The organism is Nocardiopsis ganjiahuensis DSM 45031 (genome assembly GCF_000341085.1).
Lineage (GTDB): Bacteria > Actinomycetota > Actinomycetes > Streptosporangiales > Streptosporangiaceae > Nocardiopsis > Nocardiopsis ganjiahuensis.
The window spans coordinates 23,181-45,044 of sequence record NZ_ANBA01000018.1; the positions used below are offsets into that span (position 1 = coordinate 23,181).

Sequence of the window (21,864 nt, forward strand, 5' to 3'; positions counted from 1 at the left end):
ACGAAGAATCTCGTACATCGAGTAGACTGCGGTCATGCACACACTTGCGCAGACCTACATGCTGGGCGAGGCTCCGGGCGAACTCCCCGGCCGGCTGCCCGAACCGGCGGCTGAGAACATCCGCCTTGAGCGCGTCATGGGCGTGCTGGCCGAGCCTTTGCGGCTGACGATCGTGCAGCGACTCCTGCTGGCATCTGAAGACTTCGATCAGACCTGCGGGTGGTTCGGCTTCGACCGCCCGAAGTCCACGCTGACCCACCATTTCAAGGCGCTGCGCGAGGCCGGCATCATCACGCAGCGCCAGTACGGCCTCGAGCGACGCAGTCGAGTCCGCCTCGAAGACCTGAACGCCCGCTTCCCCGGTCTCGTCGATCTCGTACTCAACTGGACGCCCGACGCGACCTGAAGCGTCTCGTCAGCAGAGCTGCAGAGGTTGCTTCGTGCCGGAACTCAGTTGAATTTAGGTTCAATACTTAAAAATCGCCTGGCAGATCAATACTTTTGCCAGTGTCGCGGCCATAACTTCTCCCAAAATCTGACAGCAGTGCTGGACACGTGCAAAACCAGGCATCATCGGGACTGCCGCACGGAGCAGTAGCCAGGTTGGCCAAGCCATCGCACGAGTCGAGCATGGAGGAGGAGCCTCGACATGAGCCTGAAAGATGAACTGGACGGGTACGTCCAGAAGACCGTCGACGAGCAGTGGGAGCGTCGCGCAGGTCAGAAGGTGCCCGACGCCGATGACCTTCCCCTGAAGAACCTTGCCGTCGAGCTCGACGCAACGGTCCTCTACGCGGATCTTGCGTCTTCCACGAAGATGGTCAAGGGGTATAAGGACTGGTTCGCCGCTGAGATCTACAAGAGCTACCTCTACTGTGCTGCGAAGATCATTCGGGCGCGGGGTGGCATCATCACCGCCTACGATGGGGACCGTGTGATGGGTGTGTTCATCGGGGACTCGAAGAACTCCGACGCCGCGAAGTGCGGGCTGCAGATCAATTGGGCATCCAAGAACATCGTGGCAGCGAAGATCGCCGAGAAGTACCCGAAGAGTACCTTCGTGCTCAAGCAGCGGGTTGGCATCGACACCTCGAAGCTTTTCGTCGCCAGAACAGGCATCCGAGGCAGCAACGACTTGGTGTGGGTTGGGAACGCGGCAAACAATGCGGCGAAGCTGGCCGCGCTCGAGCCTCGCTACCCGACCTACATCACCGCCGATGTCTACAGCAGGCTGAGCGAGGCCTCGAAGCTCGGGGGTGACCCGAAGCGGAGCATGTGGACTGACCTGGGAACCTCCGACATGGGCTATCAGATCTACGGGTCGACGTTTTGGTGGTCGATCTAACGTCGGATCTCAACCGAGGGCGCTGATCCACTCGTTCATCGGCGGGATGATGGGGTTCCCCTGGTGCACGGTTCCGATGCCGGACGTCCACTGCGGTCGGAGCAGACCCTGGTTGTTCTCGTTCAGGTTCGAGTAGAGGACATCACCCACGAAGATCGGGCTCGATCCCCAGCCACGCCCTGCCAGATGCGCCAGATGGGCTGCTCTGTTGACGACGTCCCCCATGTACACGACGTCGTTGATCGTGCTGCCGCTATACCCGGCCTTGATCATGAGGACTCGCCCGTACTCGACACCGATGCCGATACCGAGCTGGGTGATCCCTGCCTTCTCGTAGTGGTGGTTGAGGAGCTTCAGGAGGGTATTGGCCTGTGCAGCGATTGCGAACACATCGTCGATGTGATTGACCTGCGTCGTCTTGTAGGAGGCCCACACGCAGTCGCCGACGATATTCACCTCGCGCACGTAGGGGTCGGAGTTGAGGACAGCGACCATCTCCGAGATGAATGACCGATAGATCTTCGCAAGAACGGGCCGCTTGTGCTTCGACATCAGGCCGGAGGAGTCTCGGATGTCAATGAAGATCGCCGAGCACATTCCATAGAAGCCGTTCGCGAACGTGAGCTTGTCCCGGTCGGGGAGCCCGTCAACCTCCTCGTACGCCCCCGCCGGCTGATCCAGGATCGATTTGATCCGGGCCGAGCTGGCCGTCCAGTCGTATGGTCTGTAGTTGCCGTCCATCTGCGCCCTAGCTGTTCGTGTTGCCGATGACGAGGGCCAGGATCGCGATCGCGGCACCTGCAGCGAGTGCGCACCGGATGGCCCGCTTTGCGGCGGTTGCTTTCACCGTGGCGATACGCGCATTGACATGGATCTGATCTGCGAGATCCTTCGTCAGCCCGACAGGATCAGAGGTCAGAGTGTGGAGCACCTCGCTGTACTCCTGCCGTTTGCCCCTGAAGTTTCGATCGATGCTGGCAAAGAACAGCCTGTTGATCGCGTCCCGATCTGCATCCTTGTCCTTCACCCGCGGTGTCAGCGTCCATCCACACAAAGCGCCCGTGATGACCAGCAAGAGGCACGCGATGACAACCAGACTGTCGAACACCGCAGTCCGATGAGTGAAGTCCTTTGCGAGGTTGAATGTCGTCGTCGCCATCACCCCGGTGAAGGCCAGCGTCACACCGGCCTTCGCATCCGAGTGGCGAATCCACTCGTTCATCAATGCGAGTGTCTTCCATGCATGGTCCGGGTTCGGCTCGGGGGAGCTGACGGGCGTGGGCAAGTCGTGTGAACGGCCCTCGGTGGCCCGTCGTCCTCCGAGCCAGGACGGCATTCGAAACATGGCTCTAGGGTACTAACGAGTTGGTGCGTGATAGCGGGTGAGGCATGGTGATCCCGTCCGCGGTGCTTTTCAGATGTTCGCAGTGCGGTCGGAGACCGGCCCGGCGATGGCCTGATAGGTGGCGGGGAGGTTCTCACTCCGATGGGTCCAGCGCATCAGTTGCTTCCAACGTTTGTGGTCGGCCAAGGCGTGTTCGACGGTGATGCGGTCCAAGGAGTGCGCGTGACGATGGTGTTTCCACCGCTCGTGGAACTCGGGCAGAGCACTCTTGTTCGTTTTGCGTAGCGGGGTGATGGCCTTCCCCGGGTGGTCGCGTCGCAGGCCGAGGTAGCCGTCGTCGAGCAGCACCTCCACCTGCGGGAAGTTCCGGAAGCAGGAGTCGATGCCCTCGGTACGCACCGCGGTGGCGTCGTGCATCCTCCCGGGGCGCATCGCATCGGTCCACAACGTGCGCCCGCGATGGTCGGCGACCACCGTGGCCTTCATCGTGTTCTGCTTCTTCTTTCCCGACACGAACGCGCGTCGCCCACCCCGGCCCGCACGGGGCCTGCGCACCTGGATCTCGGTGGCGTCCAGTCGGAGTTCGACGCCTTCGGCTTGGGCGTAGGCGAACACGTCCTCCACGGTACGCAGACGTATCCCTGGCCGGTCGGGGACCGCGCATCCGCGCTCGGCCAACAGGGCTCGGATCTGGCCCACGGCACGTGTGACGGTGGAGCGGTCCACCCCGAACAGTAGTCCCAGCACTGCGTGCGGCAGGTCGTGGCGCAGATGGATCAGGGTGACCACCAGGCGGTCGGTGAAGACCAGGCGGTGTCGGGCGCCCGCCCCGGTGTCCTGTTTCCTCCGCCCCGGTGCCGGTGCCGGTGGTCTTCGACGGCTGTTGCCCAGGGGTGGGCTAGCTCCTCGATGAGCGCGGCCAGGTGATGCTGGGATATGCCGGTGAGCCAGGGGTGGGCCAGGACCGCACGATTGACCTTGATCGTCACGACCAGAGCATGCTACGACTCTTCAGTGGTGCCTCACCCGCTATCACGCACCAACTCGTAAGGACGGCCCATGTGCCACGGGACCCCTCGGTTGCACGAGTGTCTCGACTTCAAGATGCGCTAACTGGCTGTCCCGAGGCTGAGCTTAAAGAGGTCTTGCACAGCTGTCCCCACACCTACAGGGCGGCCGCGTCGGACGCACCGCCTGTCGAACCCAGAGGTTGGTATCCGTGGCGACGTGGTGGAGTTCCGCTTCAACGTCTAGTCGGGCCCCGTGTCGGACGAACCCCTGGGGGAAGAAGTGACGGACGCCATGACGCGTGCCCGCTTCGTTGCGTTCGTACGGGACGCGCGGCAGGGCGTGGTCGCCACCATCGACGCCGACGGCCACCCGGAGGCAGCGCTGGTCGGTGTCGCTGTCACCGACGACGGCGAACTCGTCTTCGATTCCCCCAACGGGACCCGCAAGGTCGCCAACATCCGGGAGAAGCCCCGCGTCGCGCTGGTGATCGGCTGGGACGACGGCGTCTCGGTGCAAGTCGAGGGAGACGCCGACATCCTCGCGGGCCCGGAGCGGGAGGCCTACGGGCGCGCCTACCTCGCGCAGTTCCCGGGTTCGCGCGTGCTCGACGAGGATTTCGCGGTGGTGCGCGTCGTGCCCGGGTGGCTGCGCTGCTACGACGCCCGGTCGGAGCCGCCGACGGTGGTGGAGAAGGTGTGCTGGTGAAGCGCGTCCGGCGCGAGGCGGCCTCGTGAAGCTCCGCTTCGACGTCCGATCCGTCAGCATGTGATCCACCGAACCCACGAGTTCACGCGGGGGCGGGCCGAGCCATCGGCCCGCCCCCGTCGTTTTCCCGGTGCCGAGAGCCGGGCCGGGGCACGGCCGTCAGCGGCTCCGGCGCTGAGTCGGCTTCGGGGATGACGCCCGCAGCGGCACCGGATCGCCCGTCAGGCGAGCTCGCGGGCCTGTGCCGCTGAGGTGACCAGGTCGCTCTTGCCCAGCGCCTCGCCGGCCTGCAGGGCGGCCGTCCAGGTGTCGGTGTCGGCGACGGCGGCCCAGTTCGAGTGGAGCAGCGCCATGAGCGTCTCGTGGACCTGCCGTGCGGGCGCGCTGCCGGCGTCGTTCGCGAGGCCGACCGCCCCGGTCGCGTCGGAGAGGACCTCGACGGCGAATCCGAGCGGCTCGGCGGCGGCCGCGGAGGCGATCACGCAGTTGTTGGTCATGTATCCGACCAGGGTGATCGTGTCGATGCCCTCGTCACGCAGCCACGCCTCGAGGCCGGTGCCCGCGAAGACGCTGGAGAACTGCTTGCCGATGCGCTTGGACGCGCGCTCCTCGTGGGCGGCGACCTCGGGGTGGTTCTGCCAGGTCGCCGACTCGGCGGCGAAGACCGGGGACTCCGCGGGGAGCTCGTGCTGGACGAGCACGACCGGGACGCCGGACTGCTCCGCGGCATCGAGTGCGGCCCTGATGCGAGCGATCGACTCGCCGCGGGCGGGGTGCTGGATCGGGAGGAGCCCTTCGAAGTACTCCTGCTGGGCGTCGACGACGATGAGGGCTCGGCGTGGTGCGGTCATGGTGTTCTCCCTTTCATGGGGTGCGGGACGGACGGGTCTTCAGGTGCGCGGAAGGTCGTAGTGGTCGGCGATCAGCTCGACCCCGTGCCGGTCGAGCTCGGCCGAGTGCCCGCTGACGACGAGCATGATCTCGTCGACACCGGTGCGTTCGTGCAGGGATTCGAGGCGGTCGGCGACCGTGGCGGGGGTGCCGTGGAAGCTGAGGTCGACATAGGTGTCGAGGACCTGCCGTTCCTGCGCCGTGGCCTGGTAGGCGTCGACCTCGTCCGGCGGCAGCAGGAGGTAGCCCTTGCGTGTGAACATGCGCAGCATCGCCATGGCGGACGTCGCTGCCTGGCGCTTCGACTCGACCGGGACATCGCTGACCGCGACGGGCACGCTGACGAGCGTGCGGGGCTCGGCGAGCACCTCGGAAGGCTGGAACTCCTCGCGGTAGAGGCGCAGAGCCGTGTCGATGTCGGCGTCGCCGAACTGCAGTGCGAACGCGTACGGCCGACCGAGCCGCGCGGCCAGCCGGGCGGAGTACGGCGAGGAGCCCAGCATCCAGATCTCCGGTCCCGTCGACGGCTCGGGCACTCGGTTCTGAGCCGCCTGCCACGGGCCGGGCACCGCGTGCACGGACCGGTACGGATGCCCTGGCGGAAAATCGTCGCCGAGGAACCCGAGCAGCTCGAGCACCTGTTGCGGGAAGCCGTCATTGGCGTCCGCGCCCCGCCGCAGCGCGGCGGCGGTCGCGCCGTCGGTGCCGGGCGCGCGGCCCAGGCCCAGGTCGATCCGCCCGGGAGCCAGCGCGTCGAGCATTCCGAACTGCTCCGCGATCAGCAGCGGCGCATGGTTCGGGAGCATCACCCCTCCCGCGCCGAGGCGGATGCGCGTCGTCTCGGCGATGAGCCGGGCGACCATCAGCGGCGGTGAGGACACGGATGTCGCCCCCATCGCATGGTGCTCCGACATCCAGAACCGGTGGAACCCCCGCCGGTCCGCCGTCCGGGCCAGCGCGACGGTGCCCGCGAGCCCTTCCTCCGCCGTCGTTCCGACGCCTGTTCCGCCTCCGGCGAGCACGGACAGTGCGAACGGCGCGGTGCCTACTGATGCTTCGGTGCGCATGCGGAAACTCGAATCTCATGGAAGATGTCATTGTTTGGCATGAGCAGATGCTAGCAGAGACATCACGCGAAAATGCGGCTGATACCATGAGAATCATGATGGAGACAGCTCAGCCGACCGTGCCCGGCGTCGAGGAGCACCCGTGTCTCGCCCTGGTCAACAGCGTGAGCGACTCGGGCCGGGGCGGGTGGCGTGACGAGTTGGCCACACCTGAGGCCCTGAGGGCGTGGCTGCTGGATCGCGATCTGATCGTTCCGGGCGCCGTGCTGCAGGAGTACTGCCGGGGCCGGATCGTGGCGTTGCGCGAGAACCTGCGGGACCTCTTCACCGCGCACATCGGGGGAGGTGCCCCTCCGCTCGAGGCGGTGCAAGCCCTCAACCGCGCGCTGACCAGCGCCCCCGGAGCCCTGCTGCTGCGCTACGAACCGGGGACGGGGTTCACCCGCAGCGCCGACCACCCGGTGACGCAGGTCGTCGAGCACGTCATGGCTCTCGTCGCCGAGGACGCCGCCGCGCTGCTCACCGGAGACGACGCGCCGAAGCTCGCGTCCTGCGAGGCGGAGGGGTGCCTGTGGTTCTTCCTTCGCACACATGCGCGACGGCAGTGGTGCTCGACCCGCTGCGGCGACCGGGTGCGCGCCGCGCGATCCTACGCCCGCAAGCGCGTGCGGAGCTCAGCGCAGAGCTGAGCGCCGCACGCGGACACGGGTCGCCGGTCGGGCTTCCACACGGCCGCGGACGCCACGCCCAGGGTGACGAGACCGAGTCGTTGGTCCATGGCGGGCACCCCAAGGGGTCGTGGGAGGGGTGTGGGCTACGCGTCCTCGGGGAGCTGGTGGGCGAGGCCGTCGAGGACGAGTTCGAGCCCGGCGTCGAAGTCCGCTCGTACGGCCGCTCCGGCGGGTTCGTCCGAGGGCAGGAGCGCGGCCGAGGCGAGCATCTCCGCGGTGTGCGGGTAGTGCTCGGGGGTGACGAGCGCCCTCAGCGCGCGTGCGTAGCCGTCCTTGTCCTCCGTCTCCGAGTGGTCGGAGCGCCCCTCCTCGAGGTCCTGCGCGAGCAGGGCGGAGTGGCGCACGAAGCCGGTCAGCAGGGTGAGCACCATGAGCTTGTCGCCCCAGTCGAGCCCGGTGTCCGCCAGCTGCGCGAAGCCCCGCTCGAGCCAGGCGATCTGGTTCGGGCCGGACGGTGAACGGTAGATGGGGACCCGGGGGATCCAGGGCCGGTCCGTGTACAGCTCCCAGAGGTCGCTCGCCCAGAGCCGCATCCCCTCGCGCCACCCGGACGGCTCCGCCGCGGGCGTCCGGGGCGGGCTCGCCGCGTCCAGCATGAGCTGGAGCAGCTCCTGCTTGGAGCCGACGTAGCGGTAGAGCGACATCGGGGTCACGTCCAGCTCCTTGGCCACCTTCGGCAGCGTCGCCGCCTCCAGCCCCCCTTCGTCGGCGAGGCGCACGGCCGACGCGACGACCGTCTCGACGTCCAGGGTCGACCTGCGGCCCAGTCGCGCCGGTGCGGTCGGCAGCCGCCAGAGCCGGCGGAAGAAGTCGGGCACGGCGTCGTTGTTCATGCTTTCGCTCCTGGCGGCTTCTCGAACCCTGCGGTGTCCGGCCTGGTGGGGCCGGGTTGGAGCAGCTTATCTCAGTAATAAACTATACCTCATATAGTTTAAGTGTTATGGTTTCTCGCATGACGAGTCAGACAGGCATCCGCACGGTCGCCGAGCGCGGCCGGGTCCACGACGTCGACGCCCTGCGCGGGTTCGCGCTCTTCGGGATCTTCGCCGTCAACATCACCTTCATGGCGTCGGCCTATCCGGGGAACCTGGTCGACGACCCCTCGTTCGCCTCCCCGGTCGACGACGCCGCCCGCTTCGTGGTCTCGGCGCTGTTCTCGATGAAGTTCTACCTGCTCTTCTCCTTCCTGTTCGGGTACAGCTTCGTCCTCCAGACGGACGCCGCCCGGCGTGCCGGACGGGCGTTCGCTCCGCGGATGCTCCGCCGGATCGCGGGGCTGTTCGCGCTCGGCGCGGTCCACATCGTCCTGCTCTACGGCGGCGACGTCCTGACCACGTACGCCGTGGTGGCGCTCGTACTGCTCGCGATGCACCGGGTCCGTGACGAGGTGGCGCTCCGCACGGCCGGGATCATCTACGCGGTCGTGCTGGTCTCCCTCGTGGCGAGCGCGGCGTTCGTCGGCAGCGGCGCGTTCATGCCGAGCACCGGAGAGGCCCTGGCCGACGCGGCCGCCCAGACGCAGAACATGCTCGGGACGCCGGCCGACGTCGTGGAGCACAACCTCGGCGGGCTCGGGCTCCTCGTCCTGCAGGCCGTCTCACTCCAGGGGCCCACGGCGCTGGCGATGTTCCTCCTGGGCATGGTCGCCGCGCGTCGGCGCGTGTTCTCCGGGCTGGACGGCACCGAGCCGGTCCTGCGCCGGATCCAGCTGATCGGCTTCCCGGTGGGGCTCGCGGGCGGCGCGGTGTTCGCGCTGATGGGCGGTGCGGGCAGCACCCTGGCCACCGCCGTGAGCGTGGCGACGGCGCCGTTCCTGGCCGCCGCGTACGCGGCCACCCTGCTGCGGATCATGCACGGCCGCAGGACCGCCTGGGTCAGGAGCGTGCTGGCCCCGGTCGGACGCGTGGCGCTGACCAACTACCTGGCGCAGTCCCTGATCGGACTCCTGCTGTTCACCGGGATCGGCCTCGGTCTCGCCGGGCGGTTCTCCCCGCCCCAGCTGCTGCTGACGGTCCTCGTGGTGTTCGCGGTCCAGGCCGCGCTGAGCGCCTGGTGGCTGCGCCGGCACCGGTACGGCCCCGCGGAGTACCTGCTGCGCTGGTTCACGAACGCTCAGCGGCCGGTCCGCTTGCGGTAGCCGTCCGCCTCGACCGCGTCCGGCCTCTTCTCCGCCAGACCGGCCCGCAGCGCCCCGCGGTAGCCGAAGCACGCCACGACCAGTGCGGCGGCGCTCGCCACGGTGAGCAGCGGCCATTCGAAGGTCACACCGAAGCCGATCGAGAGCAGTCCCGCGGACAGGAGCGCGCCCACCCACCACCAGCGCCGGCCGCCCAGCGCGATCGCCCCGCCGACGGCCGCCCCGACGAGGGTTCCGACGAAGAGCAGGACCCCGAAGCCGCCGAGGCCGATGATCACGGGGAACAGCGAGTCCGGGGGATCGGTGTCGGTGTACAGGACCAGGGGAGCCCCGGCGCCCATGACGCACAGCACGCTCACGACGATCGCGGTGGTGGCCGCGAGGGTGAGCTTCGCGGTCCCGCTGAGCGGTTCGGAGTACCGGTCCAGGGTCGCCGACCACGAGCCCCACATGATCCAGCCGAAGCCCGCCAGGACGGAGCCCAGGAGCAGCGGCGCGAGGAACAGGGGGCTGCCGGGGGCCGCGTCGGTGAGGTTCAGAACGATGCCCAGCGGGATGCACAGCAGCAACAGCCCCACCCCCGCCAGCGCGCCGTACCCGAACCAGCGCTCCACCCGGCGCGCCGGATGCGTCTTCCCGACCCCGCGCCGCACGGGTCCGCCCCCGTCGCCTGACCGCCTGCTCTTGTCCATGGGCATCACTGTAGGAGCGCGGAGGACCCGGGACCAGGGGGGCGGGACCCGTGCTGACGCGCGGTCGGGTTCCGGTTCGGCGCCTCCGCGTTCGTCGGCGGGCCGTCCACGGCGTCGGCCGCTATCCGGGGCCGTCGCGGAGCCACGCTTCCATGTCGTCCCGGGCGGCGTTCGCCATCGGGGTCGGGTGGGCCGTGAAACCGTGCGGGGCTCCGGGGTAGACCCGTAGATCCACGTCGACACCCGCTGCCGAGAGCCGTGTCGCCATGGCCAGGTTGTCCTGGAGCAGGATGTCGTCCTCGCCTACGACCACCAGGGTCGGGGGGAGGCCCCTCATGTCGGCGTAGACCGGTGAGATGTCGGGGCGGGTGCGGTCGGGGGCCTGCCCCGCGTAGGCCTCGAGGAAGTACTCGTCGGCGATCAGCCGCCCGGCCGGGGTCTGCCCGCTGAGATCGTAGGTCCCGAACTGCAGCACGGCGGCACCGAACGCGTGTGTTCCCCGGTCGCGCAGCCGCAGGAGGGTGGTCATCGCCAGTGTCGCTCCCGCGGAGAACCCGCCGACGGCGAGCCTGCCGGTTCCGAAGCGGTCCTCGGCGTTCTCGGCGAGCCAGAGCGCCGCCGCCTCGCAGTCGTCGGGTGCCGCGGGCCAGGGGTGTTCCGGCGCCAGCCTGTAGTCCACGCTCACGACGGCGAAGCCGAGGGCGTCCGCGAGCCCGCGGTTCCGAACGTCGCCTGCGGCGGCCGATCCCATGTAGAACCCGCCGCCGTGCATCTCCAGGAAGACGCCCCGCGCCGGTCCGGCTCCGGGCCGGTGGATCCTCAGCGCCACCTCGTGCCCACCGGAGCGGACGAGTTCCTCGTCCACCGACAGCGGTGGGGACCCGGCTTTCGCGGCCTGGGCCCCGGCCCGGGCTCTGAGAGCGCGGAGCTCTTCCGGACCGCTCGGCCCCCGGCCCGCCGGCCGGTCCGTGTAGAAGTCCCGGGTCTCGTCGACGAGGGACGACAGGCGCGGGTCGATGAGGTCTTCCAGCCGGAACCTCATCGGGGCCCGCGCCGGGCAGAGCGGAGACGGCGGGTGAACGGCCACTGGTCCATGCGGGGCACCCTACGCCGCGGCACCGGCTCTCTCGATCCGGGGGCGTGCGTGGGCGAGCAGGCCCAGCACGATGAGGGTCTGCGCGGCGATGTAGGTGCCCATCACCCAGAACCCGCCCTGGGGCAGGTCCCAGCCGGGGGCGAAGGCGCGCAGCGCGATGAGGGCGTCCGAGACCAGGAACAGCGCGCCGCCCGCCGCCACCCACGGGTTCAGGCCGGTGGCCAGGACCGCCATCAGGCCGAGGACCAGTCCGTAGAGCAGAACGGGCACCAGCAGACCTCCCGTGTGCGGGGCGCACAGCCACACCAGGGCGGCCACGAAGCCGGCGTAGGGGACCAGGAGCGCCCGGCGGCGGTACAGGGCGCTCCGGGCGCGGTGGGGCCAGAAGGCCGCCACGTAGACCACCTGGGCGACCAGGAAGAAGCCCACCATGAGCAGGAACGCGGTGTCGCCGGAGGCGAGGGCCGGGGCGGTGTCGCCGAGCCAGGAGAACACCAGGGCGACGAGGGCGAGGCCGAGCAGTCGGCCGCGCGGCCGGTCGGACGCAGCGATCAGCACCAGCGCGAGCGCGGGCACGAGGAGGACCTGGGTGGGCCGCGACCAGGCGTCGGGGCCGAGCAGCTGGATTCCGAGGTGCGCGAGGGCGATCAGCCCGAAGAGCACCAGCAGAACCCGGGGGAGGGGGCGCCGGGGGATCATCGCGCCAGGATAGGGGCCTGCCCCGTTCTCATGCGGGTCTCGCCCGGCTGAGTCCACGGCGCCCCGGGGCCCTCAGCCGGTGAAGATCGGTTCGTGGGAGCCGCCGTCCACCGAGTGCACCGGAAGGAAGTTCGGGACGGTCCGGTCCAGAGCCGATCGCAGGCGCCCTGCCCTCGGAGTCGGTGTACAGCACGGGACGGGGTTCGGTCCCGTGCGTCCCGCACAGGTAGTAGGTGCCGCCTCCGCCGCAGCCGGCCACCGGTTCGAGAGGGCTGCCGTCGGGCAGGCGCAGTTCCTCGACGGGGTCCAGCCTTGTGACGTCGAAGTCCCCGGGCCACTCCAGGTACCCGGCGAGCACGTGGTCGGTCCTGATCCGGGTGAGCAGCGCGTCCGAAGCGTTCACAAGGGTTCTCCTGTCAGTCAAGTGGTACCTTATTCGGTACCACTTACTTCTGGGGGGTTTCCACCATGGCCATCACGGCGAGCGAAGCGCGCAGATCCCTCTTCCCCCTGATCAAACAGGTCAACGACGACCACGACGCAGTGGAGATCGTCTCCAAGCACGGCAACGCGGTACTCGTCTCCGCGGAGGACTACGCCGCCTTGCGCGAGGGGGCGTACCTCCTGCGTTCGCCCGCGAACGCCCGCCGCCTGCTCGAGTCCTACGAGAACGCCCTGGCCGGGTCCGTGTCGGAACGGGAGCTGATCGATCCCGACGTGGTGGAGGACGAGTGAGGAGGCTGGTCTTCGAGGACCACGGCTGGGCCGACTACACGTCCTGGCTCAAGGCCGACCGCAAGATGCTCGTGCGGATCAACAAGCTCATCGACGACATCCGCCGGGACCCGTTCACAGGTCTGGGGAAGCCGGAACCGCTGAAGTACCACCTGCCGGGCGCGTGGTCGAGGCGGATCGACGACGAACACCGCCTGGTGTACCTGGTGACGGACCGGGAGATCGTGATCCTCGCGGCCCGCTACCACTACTGAGGCCCGTCCGGCCGGGGAGCGTCCCGGTTCAGGTGCGGTCGGGGTCGTACGGGGCGCTGGTGACCAGGAGGTCCGGTTCGGGGCGGTTGCGTGCGTCGAGGCGGACGGTCATCCCACGCTCGACCTCGACGCCCTCGGGTGCCTGACCCGTCAGGGCGGTGGTCAGGCCGGTGACCAGACGACCGTGCCAGGAGCGCTGGGGGGACGTCATGAAGACGAGTGCTCCGTCGATGAGTTCGGTGTGCCGGGGTGCTTCCGGGAGGTGGTCCAGGTCCTCCGCGAACCAGCCCTCGTCCCGTGGAGGGCGCATCCATTCGGGCAGAGCGGTCACGCCTCCACGGTAGCCACTCCGCCCCGGGGCGACCACGGTGACGGTGGGGTCCGGTGTGTCTCCGGTTACATCCGGTCAACGGTTTCCTGGCCCCGGAGGACACATCTTGCTCTCCGACCGGTGACTAATCCCTTTACGGTCCGGCCAGAAATGGGCTGACGTGCACAACTGTAAGATGAGTTCGGTGGTGAATTGCCGCACGATGAACCTTTTGAGAAGTTCCTTCGCCGGGTGCAATGTTCCCTTGGCGGGGAAACGCGGACCCGCCAAGGCGGCTCCCAACCCGCACAATGCCTCACTATAGGGATGGGGTAGACAAGGGCATGGAGGAAAGCGTCGGCAACGGCGCGGCAAGTCCGGGCGTCGGCGCAGGGGCCGGCGCATCACTGTGTGCAGGAGCAGGAGGCGGGGATGGCCAAGACGTCGCGGCGCGACACCGCGGTGCGTGACCGGGCGGACGACGTCGACCACGAACTCGACGCCCCGCGCTCCCGAAGGCCGCGGGCCGGGGCGGGCGGGCGCTGGTGGGTCGGTGTGGGACGCGTACTGCTGTGGGCGTTCATCATCGTCGTCATCTTCAACGGCATCTGGTTCCCCATCCGCAACGGTTTCTCCCTGCCCACCTCCGCCGCCGAACCCGAGTCCACCGACACCGTCGACTTCCCCGAGACCGCCGCGGCGGCCTTCGCGCTCCGCTTCGCCGACACCTACCTGGACACCTCCGACCCCGAGGCCCGGCAGTCCTCCCTGGCGGCCTTCGTGCCCGAAGGGCAGGCCGGCCAGCTCAACGTCCCCGCTGACAGCCTCACCGGCGAGAACCTGACCGTGATGGCCGTGGACGTCCTGGACGAGCACAACGCCGTCGTGGTCGTCCGCGCCGACGTCAACGACGAGGCCATGAGCCTGGAGGTGCCGGTCTACAGCGACGGCTCCTCGCTGGTGCTCTCCGGCCGCCCCGCCCTGCTCGCCGCGCCCAGCCAGGCCGAGCTGCCGGCCGGCTCCTCCTTCGACGAGGATCCGCAGGTCGCCGAGCAGCTCGAGGACGTGCTCATCGGTTTCTTCGAGGCCTACACGGGGGAGCCCGGTCACCTCGACCGCTATGTCGAACCGGGTGCCTCTGTCGCCCCACTTCCGGCAAACAGTGTGGAATTCAGCGAACTGTCCGATATCACGGTGCCATCCCAGTCCTCGACCGGGGATGATGACGTACGACAGGTGGCGACCACCGTGGTCTGGGCCCTCCCCTCCGTCGACTCCACCGACGACACGGGCGAAGCCGGGCAGATGGTGCAGAACTACCTGGTCACGGTCGTGAACTCCGGCAACGAGTGGTACGTGCGTGACATCCAGGGCGCCCCGCACTCGTTCGGCGGATGATCGACCGATGACGGGGCCTGTAGGCAAGGAGACGAGAAGAACCATGCGCACACCAGTAACGACAGCGGAGGAAGGCGCCTGACATGCTCCCCCTGTTGTCCGCCGCGGCCGACACCATGTCGGCTCTCGGCTCCACGGACCTGACCTCCCTCGCGGCCGAGACCACCCCCACGCAGAACGCCCCCGACACCGGCGGCCTCGCGGAGTTCCTGCGCGGTTTCTTCGGGCCGCTCTTCCTCGTCATCGTGTCCATCGTGGCGATCTTCTTCCTGTTCACCAGGGAGATCACCCGCTTCATGCAGTTCATCATCCTGGCGATCTTCATCGGGATCGTCTTCTACGTCCCCGGCATCATCGAGGTCATCGCAGTGGCGCTCGCCCGAGCGATGGGCGTATCGACGGAATAGGCGAGGGAGGCCGGAAACGTGGATCTGCCCACGTACACCAACATCTGGCGTATCGAGAAGCGGCTGTACAAGCTCTACGATTTCCGGTTGCCCATGCCGCTCCCGGTGGGGACCTTCGGGGTCGCCCTGGGCGTGTTCGCGCTGTGGGTGGTGCTGCTCAGCATCCTCAACGCCCCGTTCGACTTCGGCAACGGCTGGCACCTGGTGCTGTGGGTCGTCCCGCCGGGGGTGATCACCGTGCTGGCCACCCGGCCGGTGATCGAGGGCAAGCGCCTCACGGAACTGCTCGTCTCGCAGGCCCGGTTCCTCACCGAGCCCCGCGTCTACACCCGGCTCGCCCCTGAGTACGAGCCCGCCGAGATCAGGGTCTCGGTGCGCGTGTGGCACCGGGACCCCGCCGCGGGGCCCCTGCCCCTGACCCGCGGCGCGGCGCGGAGGGCGGCCCAGGCCGAGGAGGCCGCCGCCCTGGAGTCGGCCGCCGGATCCGAGGACACGCGGGCCGCCGAGGCCGTCGAAGGGGAAGGAACCCAGGAAGCTCCGGCCAGGGAGAGTCGCGGAACCCGGGGGACCGGCCGCCGCGCCGCTCCCGCCGCCGCGCCGCCGCTGCGCGGTGTGCCCGAACCCAAGCCCGAACCCAAGCCCGTTTCCGTAGCCGAACCGGTTCCCGTGCCTGAGTCCGCTCCCACCGCCGAACCGGTTCCCGTGCCTGAGTCCGTTCCCACCGCCGAACCGGCGCCCGCTCCTGACGACGCGGTCGAGTACACCCCTGCCCGGAGGATCCCGGTCGCCGCCGCCTCGGGCGCGTACGCCCCGGTCGGCTCCGGTATCCCCCCGACCCAGGAAGACGACGCCGTGGCGGAGTCCCGGAACGAAACCGGAGACCGGGCGTTCGCCGCCCCGGACACCTCCGGACACCCCGACGACCGCCCCCGCGGGGTCGGCCGCCGTGTCCTCAACTACTTCGGCTTCGGCCTCGATCCCGCGGACGACGGCGACCAGGCCGGTCCCGGCGACCGCGGTCTCGGCGACCGCGACACCCCGCACGACCGCGGCTACCGGCTCACGGAACGGGACTCCGGCGAGGAGGACGAGGGCTTCGGCGAGCCCCTCTACGTCACGGAGGAGGACGAGCAGCGCGATCGCGACGCGTGGTTCGCCCAGCTGAAGGCCTCCTCCGGGGAGACACCCCTCGGACTGACGTCCAAGGGCGCCTACGCCGCCAGCGACACCGGCGCCATGAGCAGCGCCGAACTCGCCGACGCGGTCAGCCCGCGCGAACCCGGCACCGCCCGGCGGGCCCCCGGTTCCCGGCGCCGCGCCGAGGAGGTCATGGCCGCGTCCGCCGCCGGGGACGGCGCGCTGGAAGGCCGGAGCGAGGACGGGGAGGACGCGGACCCCCGTGAGGAGTCCGCCGCCGCCCGCCGCCTGCGCGGCCGGGTCCAGGGGATCCGGGTCGCCAAGGACCACGCGGACCGCCGTGAGCACGGCGCTGCCGAGGAGGCACCCGCGTCCGAGGAGGCCGGTGCGGACGCCGAGGCGTCCCAGCGGTCCGCCCCGGTTCGCGAGCGCGCCCGGCAGACCCCGCCCGCACGTCCCGCCCGCGCCAGGGGGCAGGCGCTCCCGGAGACCGGGGCCGAGGACGACCGTCCGGCCAAGGCCCGCCGCCAGGGGCGCCCGCACGCCGCCCCTTGGGCGCTCGAACCCGGAGAGGAGCGGTCCGCGGCCGCTTCCGACCGGACCGACTACCCGGACCTGTCCGACTACGCGGCCCGCTACGCCGCCGCCACGGGGCGCCCTGCGGTGGCCAAGGACGTCTCGGCCGCGCCGTGGCTGCCCCCGGCCTCGGCGACCCCCGAGGAGCCGCAGGGGGACCAGCGGTCCGGACTGCGGGGCACGCGGTCGGACCGCCGCGAGGCAGAACCGCCCCGCCGGGACTCCGGCCGCGACCGCACGGACACCGCTCCGGCCCACAGCACCGGCGAGGTCGGCGACGACGACCGGATCGGCCGTTCCGAGGCGGGACCGCAGGCCTCCCACGCCGCCCGCAGCCTGGGCACGAGCACGTCCGAACGCGCCGCGTCCGAACCGGTCGCCTCCGAACGGACCGCCGCCGAGGCCCCCGGTGCCCCGGTGCCCGGCGCCTCCGCGTCCCCGGCAGCGGGCGCGGCCAAGCCGCCGCTGCAGCTGGACCACGGCACCGGCGAGCACGAGGCCATGCCCGTGGAACCCGAGGAAGAGCCCGCGGAGCGCGGTCCCGAGTGGAGCGAGCACATGTCCGTGCTCGACCAGCACCTGATCACGGCCGACACCCCGGCCCCGCCCCGGCCCAAGTTCGCCGACGCCGTGCCGACCAAGGAGCGCGACGACGAGCGCAGGGACCCCTCGGAGTGGTTCGACGACGGCAAGCGCCGCCACCCGGACCAGCCCAAGGTGGGGGACCGGGACAATCCGGTGATCGCGGTCAGCGAGCTGCGAGAGGAGCGCCGCGCCGCCGCCGAGGCCCGGGAGCAGGAGACCCGGGAACGGGAGGCGCGCGAGCAGGAGGCGCGTGAGAGGTCCGTCCGGGAACGGGAGGCGCGCGAGCAGGAGGCGCGTGAGAGGTCCGCCCGGGAGCAGGAGGCGCGCGAGCAGCAGGCGCGTGCGGAGGCCATCCGCAAGGAGGCCGAGGAGGCCGACCGGCGTGCCGCTGAGGCCGCCGAGGCCGCGGCCGCCGACCTGGCCGACGAGCCCAAGCCGTCCACCCAGCTGGACCACGGCACGGGTGAGCTCGTGAGCTTCGTGGAGGTGCGCAAGGACCCCCGGATCCCGGTTCCCAGGTCCACGCCCCGTGCTGCGGCGGCACCGGCCTCCGCGGCCCCCGCCCCTACGGGTGAGGCCCCGGCGGCCCGGCCCACCGAGACCGAACTGGCCGAGGCCGAGGCGGCGGCCCTGCGTGCCCGCCGTGCCCCGGCCGGGTCCGGGGCGAGCGCCGCGCAGGCACCGGAGATGCCCGGGCGTGAGGACCCGGCCAGGTCCGACCGGCTCTCCCGGACCATGCGGGCCGCGTCCACCGCTCCGGCCGCGCCGTCGGCAACCGCGCCGTCGGCAACCGCGCCGTCGGCAACCGCGCCGCCGGAAGCCGCATCTTCGGCGATCGCACCGCCGGAAACCGCTTCGGGGGAGGCCGACACGCGGACCCCGGCACGGACCTCCGCGCCCGCGGACCGGACCGCCGCTCAGGCCACCCCGGCCGCTCCGGGCGACCACGACTCCGACGACCCCCACGACGGGGTCTTCCACCGGGTCGCCCAGAACGCCCGCCGCATCGGTCAGCTCTTCGGCCAGCCCGCTCCGGGCGAGGAGCCCGACCAGCCCCGGCGGTCCGAATCCGGGGCGGCCGAGGACCCGGCCAGGCCCGACCTCGAACTCGACCACGGCACCGGTGAACAGGCCCGCCTGGGCGACACCCCCAACGGGGTGCCCTCGCAGCGGCCCGAACCCCGGCCGGCCGAGCGCGCCGAGGAGCCCGCCGCCGCGACCGGCGGCACGGCTGACAGTCCGTCCGGTGGCGATGACAGCGCCTCCGGCGGAACCCGGGGCTGGCGCAGGCTGGCCAAGGTCGTCACCGGGGGAGCCGCGCCGGTCCGCTCGGACCTGCCCGCCAGCGACATCGAGCGCTTGCGCACCCCGCTGACCGAACCGCGCTCCCTGGTCGTCCTCGGCTGCACCGGCGGTGCCGGGCAGACGGTGACCGCCCTGATGATCGGCCACACCCTCGCCGCGCACCGCGACGACCGGGTCGTCGCGGTCGACGTCAACCCCGGCCCCAACGGCCTGTCCCGCCGGGTCGGCGCGCAGGCGCCGGAGACCCTCACCGCCCTGTTGGCCAACGCCGGCTCCGTGGACGAGTACGACCGGATGCGCGCCTACGCGGGCCGGGCCGAGACCGGGCTGGAGGTCGTGCAGACCCTGGACGACCCCTACGTCCAGACCCTGGACGACCGTGACTACGGCCAGCTCACCGACCTGCTCGGCGGGTTCTACGGTGTGACGCTGCTGGACCCGGCCGCCACCGGTGTGGCCCGGTCCCTGCCGGTGGCCGACGGGCTGGTCCTGGTGGCTCCGGCGAGCGCGGACGCCGAGCGGGCCGTCTCCATGACCTTCGAGTGGTTGGACGGCAACGGTTACGCCGGCCTCAGGGCCAACTCGGTACTGGTGGTCAACGGGGTGAGCAAGCGCAGCCTCCAGGACGTGGACGCCGCCGAGCGCGTGGCCCGCGGCCGCTGCCGCGCGATCGTGCGCATCCCGTGGGACGACCATCTGGGTTCCTCGTACACGAAGATCGACGTCGGGGCCCTGCGTCCGGCCACCAAACGCGCTCACGGCGCCCTGGGCGGGGTCCTGGTCAACGCCCTGGCCCCGCCGGCCGCGACCACCTGACCGCCGTCTCCGGAGCGCCCGGGATTCCGCCGGCGCGCTGACCCGGGCTCCGAGGGCCCGCGTTCGGGGCGGCCGGAGGCCGGTCGGACAGCGGGCGGCTCCGCCTCGGACGGCGGGCCCCGCCGGCCGGGGCCCGCAGCCGGTCGGCGGGCTCCCCGACGCAGGACGACAGCGGCCCGCGCCCCGGACCGGGGTGCGGGCCGCTGTCGTGCTGTCCCGCCCCCGGATGATCCTGCTGCCAGTGGTGGAATCGGCGGTTCGGACCGTCTCTGGCGGCAGGATCACCGATGCGTCTGCGTCTGCGTCTGCGTCTGCGTCTGCGTCCGCGGCGGGGGCGGGGGCGGGGGCGTGCCTAGCGTCCGGCGGGCTCGACCTCCCGCGCGGCGAGGAACTCCGGGCGGGCGTCGCCCGCGCTGAACGGCTTCGTGCACGCGTTGTCCACGCTGTTGAACACGATGAACACGTTGGAGCGGGGGTAGGGCGTGATGTTGCCGCCCGACCCGTGCATGCAATTGGAGTCGAACACGGTCATGTCGCCCGCCGAGCCGGTGAGCACGTCGATGCCGTGCCGGTCGGCCAGCAGGTTCAGTGACGCCTGGTCCGGGGTGCCCACGTGCTGGCTCTGCAGAGAGGACCTGTAGTGGTCGTCCGGGGTCTGGCCCACGCAGGAGACGAAGGTCCGGTGCGAGCCCGGCATGATCATCAGGGCGCCGTTGTGGGTGTAGTTGTCGCTGAGCGCCACGGAGAAACTGACCGCGCGCATCCGGGGCATGCCGTCCTCGGCGTGCCAGGTCTCGAAGTCCGAGTGCCAGTAGAACGAGCCGCCGCCGAAGCCGGGCTTGTAGTTGACGCGGCTCTGGTGCACGTACACGTCGGAGCCGAGGATCTGGCGGGCGCGGTCGACGAGGCGGGGGTCGTTCACGAGGTCGCGGAAGACCTTGCTCACCTTGTGCACCTCGAAGACCGAGCGCACCTCGTCGGAGGCGGGTTCGACGACGACGCGTTCGTCGGCGCGCAGGGCGGGGTCCTCGCTGAGCCGTCCGAGTTCGGCGCGGTAGGCCTCGACCTCGTCCGGGCTGACGATCGACTCGACCTGCGTGTAGCCGCGGCGGTCGTAGCCGTCCAGTTCCTCGGTGGTGAACGGGCCGGCCGGAGCCGGGCGCCCCGGGGCGCCGGTCCAGACGACGGGGTCCCTGCGGTAGAGCAGTGCGGGTTCGGAGGTTTTACGGGTCGGGTACTCGTCCGCGGTCGGAAGATCCATTTGCAGAGTCATGGCGCTCCCCTCGATGAGGGTGCTCCTCTCGGCTGGGGTCCTTCGTACGACATGCGAACTTAACAAAACCATACGCTGCTGCACACGGCGTCATTTTCGTCGCGTGTTTACACGTTGGCCGACTGGGTATTACTGCCATACTTATGGGCGAAAATAAATGAACCCGGCGGCTCGGCCTCCGGTTTCCGCTGTCCCTCCGGGTGGCATTCTCCGGTGCTCACCTGCGCTGTCTCGCCGAAGGCCGCCCACGGGCGAGCTGAGCACCCTCTTCTCCGTATCGCCCCAGGTCGTCCAGTTGCGCGGCCGAATTCGCCAACCCTCCGCCGCGCTGATCGGTCTTTGCGTGTGACCTATTTCACAAGCATATGAGGCGAACCATGGTGCAAAAGGTACGCCGTTCCCGCGGCCGAAGCGGGCCCGTAATCGACCCCGACGCACCTCCCGAATCCCCGCCGATCCCCCGAAAGCCGCCGCGTCCTCCGCGCGTCCTTCCCGGGTGACCCCGGTTTCACGCGGAGTTCTCGCGCGGGGTCTGGCGTGAAAGCCTTGACTACTTCACAGTAGTGGGGTCCGGATTTCCTCGACCCGCTCAAGAGGAGAACAAGTGCCCCCCTTCCCCCGCGTGCTCGCGCGCGCCGCGGCGACCGTTTCGGCCGCCGCCGTCGTGATGGTCCTCGGTTGGTCCGCCCCGGCCGCCGCCGACCACATCCTCCCCCCGAACATCCCCGGCGACGCGGCGGCCCAGACCCAGCTGAACTCGCTCACCGTCGCCCCCAAGGGCCCGCAGACCGGTTACGACCGAAGCCTCTTCCCGCACTGGAACGTGGTGGACAGCCCCTGCACCGCCCGTCAGGTGGTGCTCCAGCGGGACGGCCACGACGTCGTCACCGACTCCAACTGCCAGCCCACCTCCGGCAGCTGGTGGAGCGCCTTCGACGACCAGTGGGTCGACGACGTCCCCGGTGACATCAGCGTCGACCACCTGGTCCCGCTCAGTGAGGCGTGGAAGACCGGGGCCGCCGACTGGTCCACCGCCCGGCGCGCGGACTTCGCCAACGACGTCACGAGCTCCCAGCTGTGGCTGGCCACCCCGTCCAGCAACAGCTCCAAGGGCGACAAGGACCCGTCGGAGTGGATGCCGCCCAACACGTCCGTCCACTGCGACTACGCCAAGTCCTGGATCAACGTGAAGTACGTCTACGACCTCACCATCACCTCCTCCGAGGAGTCCACCCTCCAGAGCACCCTCGACACCGCCTGCTAGCGGAGGGCCCTGCCGGCGGGCGGCGCCCGTCAGCGGACCCTGTTCACCCGCGGTCGCGGCCCGGCTCCTCCGAGGGGCCGGGCCG

At 70.2% G+C, this 21,864-nt stretch carries 23 protein-coding genes; 11 read left to right on the forward strand and 12 right to left on the reverse strand.

Going from position 1 to position 21,864, the window contains the following annotated elements; all coding sequences use genetic code 11:
* The first annotated feature begins 34 nt into the window (after positions 1 to 34).
* The gene (locus D458_RS0124830) at positions 35 to 406 is read left to right on the forward strand and encodes an ArsR/SmtB family transcription factor (protein ID WP_017589428.1); all 372 of its coding nucleotides are present in this window, start codon (positions 35 to 37) and stop codon (positions 404 to 406) included.
* A gap of 243 nt (positions 407 to 649) precedes the next feature.
* Positions 650 to 1,345, forward strand: coding sequence for an adenylate/guanylate cyclase domain-containing protein (locus tag D458_RS0124835; protein WP_017589429.1), 696 nt, complete (start codon positions 650 to 652; stop codon positions 1,343 to 1,345).
* Between the two features lie 9 nt (positions 1,346 to 1,354).
* Here the strand turns inward: D458_RS0124835 and D458_RS0124840 are convergent, their stop codons facing one another.
* From D458_RS0124840 to D458_RS0124850, 3 genes are all read right to left on the reverse strand, one after another.
* Positions 1,355 to 2,086 (reverse strand): adenylate/guanylate cyclase domain-containing protein, encoded by a 732-nt coding sequence (locus D458_RS0124840; protein ID WP_017589430.1) that lies wholly within the window; start codon positions 2,084 to 2,086, stop codon positions 1,355 to 1,357.
* A 7-nt stretch (positions 2,087 to 2,093) separates the two neighbouring features.
* Complete coding sequence (locus D458_RS0124845) at positions 2,094 to 2,567, reverse strand: Pycsar system effector family protein (RefSeq protein WP_017589431.1); 474 nt, start codon at positions 2,565 to 2,567, stop codon at positions 2,094 to 2,096.
* A gap of 192 nt (positions 2,568 to 2,759) precedes the next feature.
* Positions 2,760 to 3,641, reverse strand: a complete 882-nt coding sequence (locus tag D458_RS0124850) for a transposase family protein (RefSeq protein WP_394296600.1) — start codon at positions 3,639 to 3,641, stop codon at positions 2,760 to 2,762.
* A gap of 312 nt (positions 3,642 to 3,953) precedes the next feature.
* Between D458_RS0124850 and D458_RS0124855 the strand changes: the two genes are divergently transcribed.
* The gene (locus tag D458_RS0124855) at positions 3,954 to 4,406 is read left to right on the forward strand and encodes a pyridoxamine 5'-phosphate oxidase family protein (RefSeq protein ID WP_017589433.1); all 453 of its coding nucleotides are present in this window, start codon (positions 3,954 to 3,956) and stop codon (positions 4,404 to 4,406) included.
* A gap of 221 nt (positions 4,407 to 4,627) precedes the next feature.
* Here D458_RS0124855 and D458_RS0124860 read toward each other — a convergent pair whose 3' ends face one another.
* Together D458_RS0124860 and D458_RS0124865 are read right to left on the reverse strand one after the other, a co-directional pair.
* Complete coding sequence (locus tag D458_RS0124860; RefSeq protein ID WP_017589434.1) at positions 4,628 to 5,257, reverse strand: cysteine hydrolase family protein; 630 nt, start codon at positions 5,255 to 5,257, stop codon at positions 4,628 to 4,630.
* 39 nt (positions 5,258 to 5,296) lie between these two features.
* Positions 5,297 to 6,364: an LLM class flavin-dependent oxidoreductase gene (locus tag D458_RS0124865; RefSeq protein ID WP_026119665.1), complete on the reverse strand. Its 1,068-nt coding sequence runs from the start codon at positions 6,362 to 6,364 to the stop codon at positions 5,297 to 5,299.
* A 95-nt stretch (positions 6,365 to 6,459) separates the two neighbouring features.
* Here D458_RS0124865 and D458_RS0124870 point away from each other — a divergent pair, with 95 nt between their 5' ends.
* Positions 6,460 to 7,053, forward strand: a complete 594-nt coding sequence (locus D458_RS0124870) for a CGNR zinc finger domain-containing protein (RefSeq protein WP_017589436.1) — start codon at positions 6,460 to 6,462, stop codon at positions 7,051 to 7,053.
* 125 nt (positions 7,054 to 7,178) lie between these two features.
* Here the strand turns inward: D458_RS0124870 and D458_RS0124875 are convergent, their stop codons facing one another.
* The gene (locus D458_RS0124875) at positions 7,179 to 7,928 is read right to left on the reverse strand and encodes a TetR/AcrR family transcriptional regulator (protein ID WP_017589437.1); all 750 of its coding nucleotides are present in this window, start codon (positions 7,926 to 7,928) and stop codon (positions 7,179 to 7,181) included.
* 119 nt (positions 7,929 to 8,047) lie between these two features.
* Between D458_RS0124875 and D458_RS0124880 the strand changes: the two genes are divergently transcribed.
* The gene (locus D458_RS0124880; RefSeq protein ID WP_017589438.1) at positions 8,048 to 9,232 is read left to right on the forward strand and encodes a DUF418 domain-containing protein; all 1,185 of its coding nucleotides are present in this window, start codon (positions 8,048 to 8,050) and stop codon (positions 9,230 to 9,232) included.
* Here D458_RS0124880 and D458_RS0124885 read toward each other — a convergent pair.
* From D458_RS0124885 to D458_RS34160, 4 genes are all read right to left on the reverse strand, one after another.
* Positions 9,208 to 9,924, reverse strand: a complete 717-nt coding sequence (locus D458_RS0124885) for a hypothetical protein (protein WP_239648060.1) — start codon at positions 9,922 to 9,924, stop codon at positions 9,208 to 9,210. The genes D458_RS0124880 and D458_RS0124885 overlap by 25 nt on opposite strands.
* Positions 9,925 to 10,045: 121 nt before the next feature.
* On the reverse strand, positions 10,046 to 10,966 hold the full coding sequence (locus D458_RS0124890; RefSeq protein ID WP_017589440.1) for an alpha/beta hydrolase: 921 nt from the start codon (positions 10,964 to 10,966) through the stop codon (positions 10,046 to 10,048).
* A 63-nt stretch (positions 10,967 to 11,029) separates the two neighbouring features.
* The gene (locus D458_RS0124895; RefSeq protein ID WP_017589441.1) at positions 11,030 to 11,719 is read right to left on the reverse strand and encodes a lysoplasmalogenase; all 690 of its coding nucleotides are present in this window, start codon (positions 11,717 to 11,719) and stop codon (positions 11,030 to 11,032) included.
* 28 nt (positions 11,720 to 11,747) lie between these two features.
* On the reverse strand, positions 11,748 to 12,122 hold the full coding sequence (locus tag D458_RS34160) for a hypothetical protein (protein WP_017589442.1): 375 nt from the start codon (positions 12,120 to 12,122) through the stop codon (positions 11,748 to 11,750).
* Between the two features lie 65 nt (positions 12,123 to 12,187).
* Here D458_RS34160 and D458_RS0124905 point away from each other — a divergent pair, with 65 nt between their 5' ends.
* Both D458_RS0124905 and D458_RS0124910 read left to right on the forward strand, forming a co-directional pair.
* Entirely contained in the window at positions 12,188 to 12,454 is a 267-nt protein-coding gene (locus tag D458_RS0124905) for a type II toxin-antitoxin system Phd/YefM family antitoxin (protein WP_017589443.1), read from the forward strand.
* Positions 12,451 to 12,708, forward strand: coding sequence for a Txe/YoeB family addiction module toxin (locus tag D458_RS0124910; protein WP_017589444.1), 258 nt, complete (start codon positions 12,451 to 12,453; stop codon positions 12,706 to 12,708). Before D458_RS0124905 ends, D458_RS0124910 begins: the two co-directional genes overlap by 4 nt.
* A 28-nt stretch (positions 12,709 to 12,736) precedes the next feature.
* On the opposite strand, the gene D458_RS34165 is transcribed toward D458_RS0124910, so the two are convergent.
* Positions 12,737 to 13,039 carry a Uma2 family endonuclease gene (locus D458_RS34165; protein ID WP_017589445.1) on the reverse strand — a complete coding sequence of 101 codons (303 nt, stop codon included), beginning with the start codon at positions 13,037 to 13,039 and terminating at the stop codon, positions 12,737 to 12,739.
* Between the two features lie 411 nt (positions 13,040 to 13,450).
* Here D458_RS34165 and D458_RS0124920 point away from each other — a divergent pair, with 411 nt between their 5' ends.
* The 3 genes from D458_RS0124920 to D458_RS0124930 all read left to right on the forward strand — a co-directional run bounded on the left by D458_RS0124920 (position 13,451) and on the right by D458_RS0124930 (position 19,242).
* Positions 13,451 to 14,416, forward strand: coding sequence for a conjugal transfer protein (locus D458_RS0124920; protein WP_017589446.1), 966 nt, complete (start codon positions 13,451 to 13,453; stop codon positions 14,414 to 14,416).
* 83 nt (positions 14,417 to 14,499) lie between these two features.
* Positions 14,500 to 14,823, forward strand: a complete 324-nt coding sequence (locus D458_RS0124925; RefSeq protein WP_017589447.1) for a hypothetical protein — start codon at positions 14,500 to 14,502, stop codon at positions 14,821 to 14,823.
* Between the two features lie 18 nt (positions 14,824 to 14,841).
* Positions 14,842 to 19,242 (forward strand): TcpE family conjugal transfer membrane protein, encoded by a 4,401-nt coding sequence (locus D458_RS0124930; protein WP_026119667.1) that lies wholly within the window; start codon positions 14,842 to 14,844, stop codon positions 19,240 to 19,242.
* A gap of 352 nt (positions 19,243 to 19,594) precedes the next feature.
* Here the strand turns inward: D458_RS0124930 and thpD are convergent, their stop codons facing one another.
* Positions 19,595 to 20,515, reverse strand: a complete 921-nt coding sequence (gene thpD / locus D458_RS0124935; protein ID WP_193374652.1) for an ectoine hydroxylase — start codon at positions 20,513 to 20,515, stop codon at positions 19,595 to 19,597.
* A 604-nt stretch (positions 20,516 to 21,119) separates the two neighbouring features.
* Here thpD and D458_RS0124940 point away from each other — a divergent pair.
* Complete coding sequence (locus D458_RS0124940) at positions 21,120 to 21,779, forward strand: GmrSD restriction endonuclease domain-containing protein (protein ID WP_017589449.1); 660 nt, start codon at positions 21,120 to 21,122, stop codon at positions 21,777 to 21,779.
* Positions 21,780 to 21,864 lie beyond the last annotated feature (85 nt).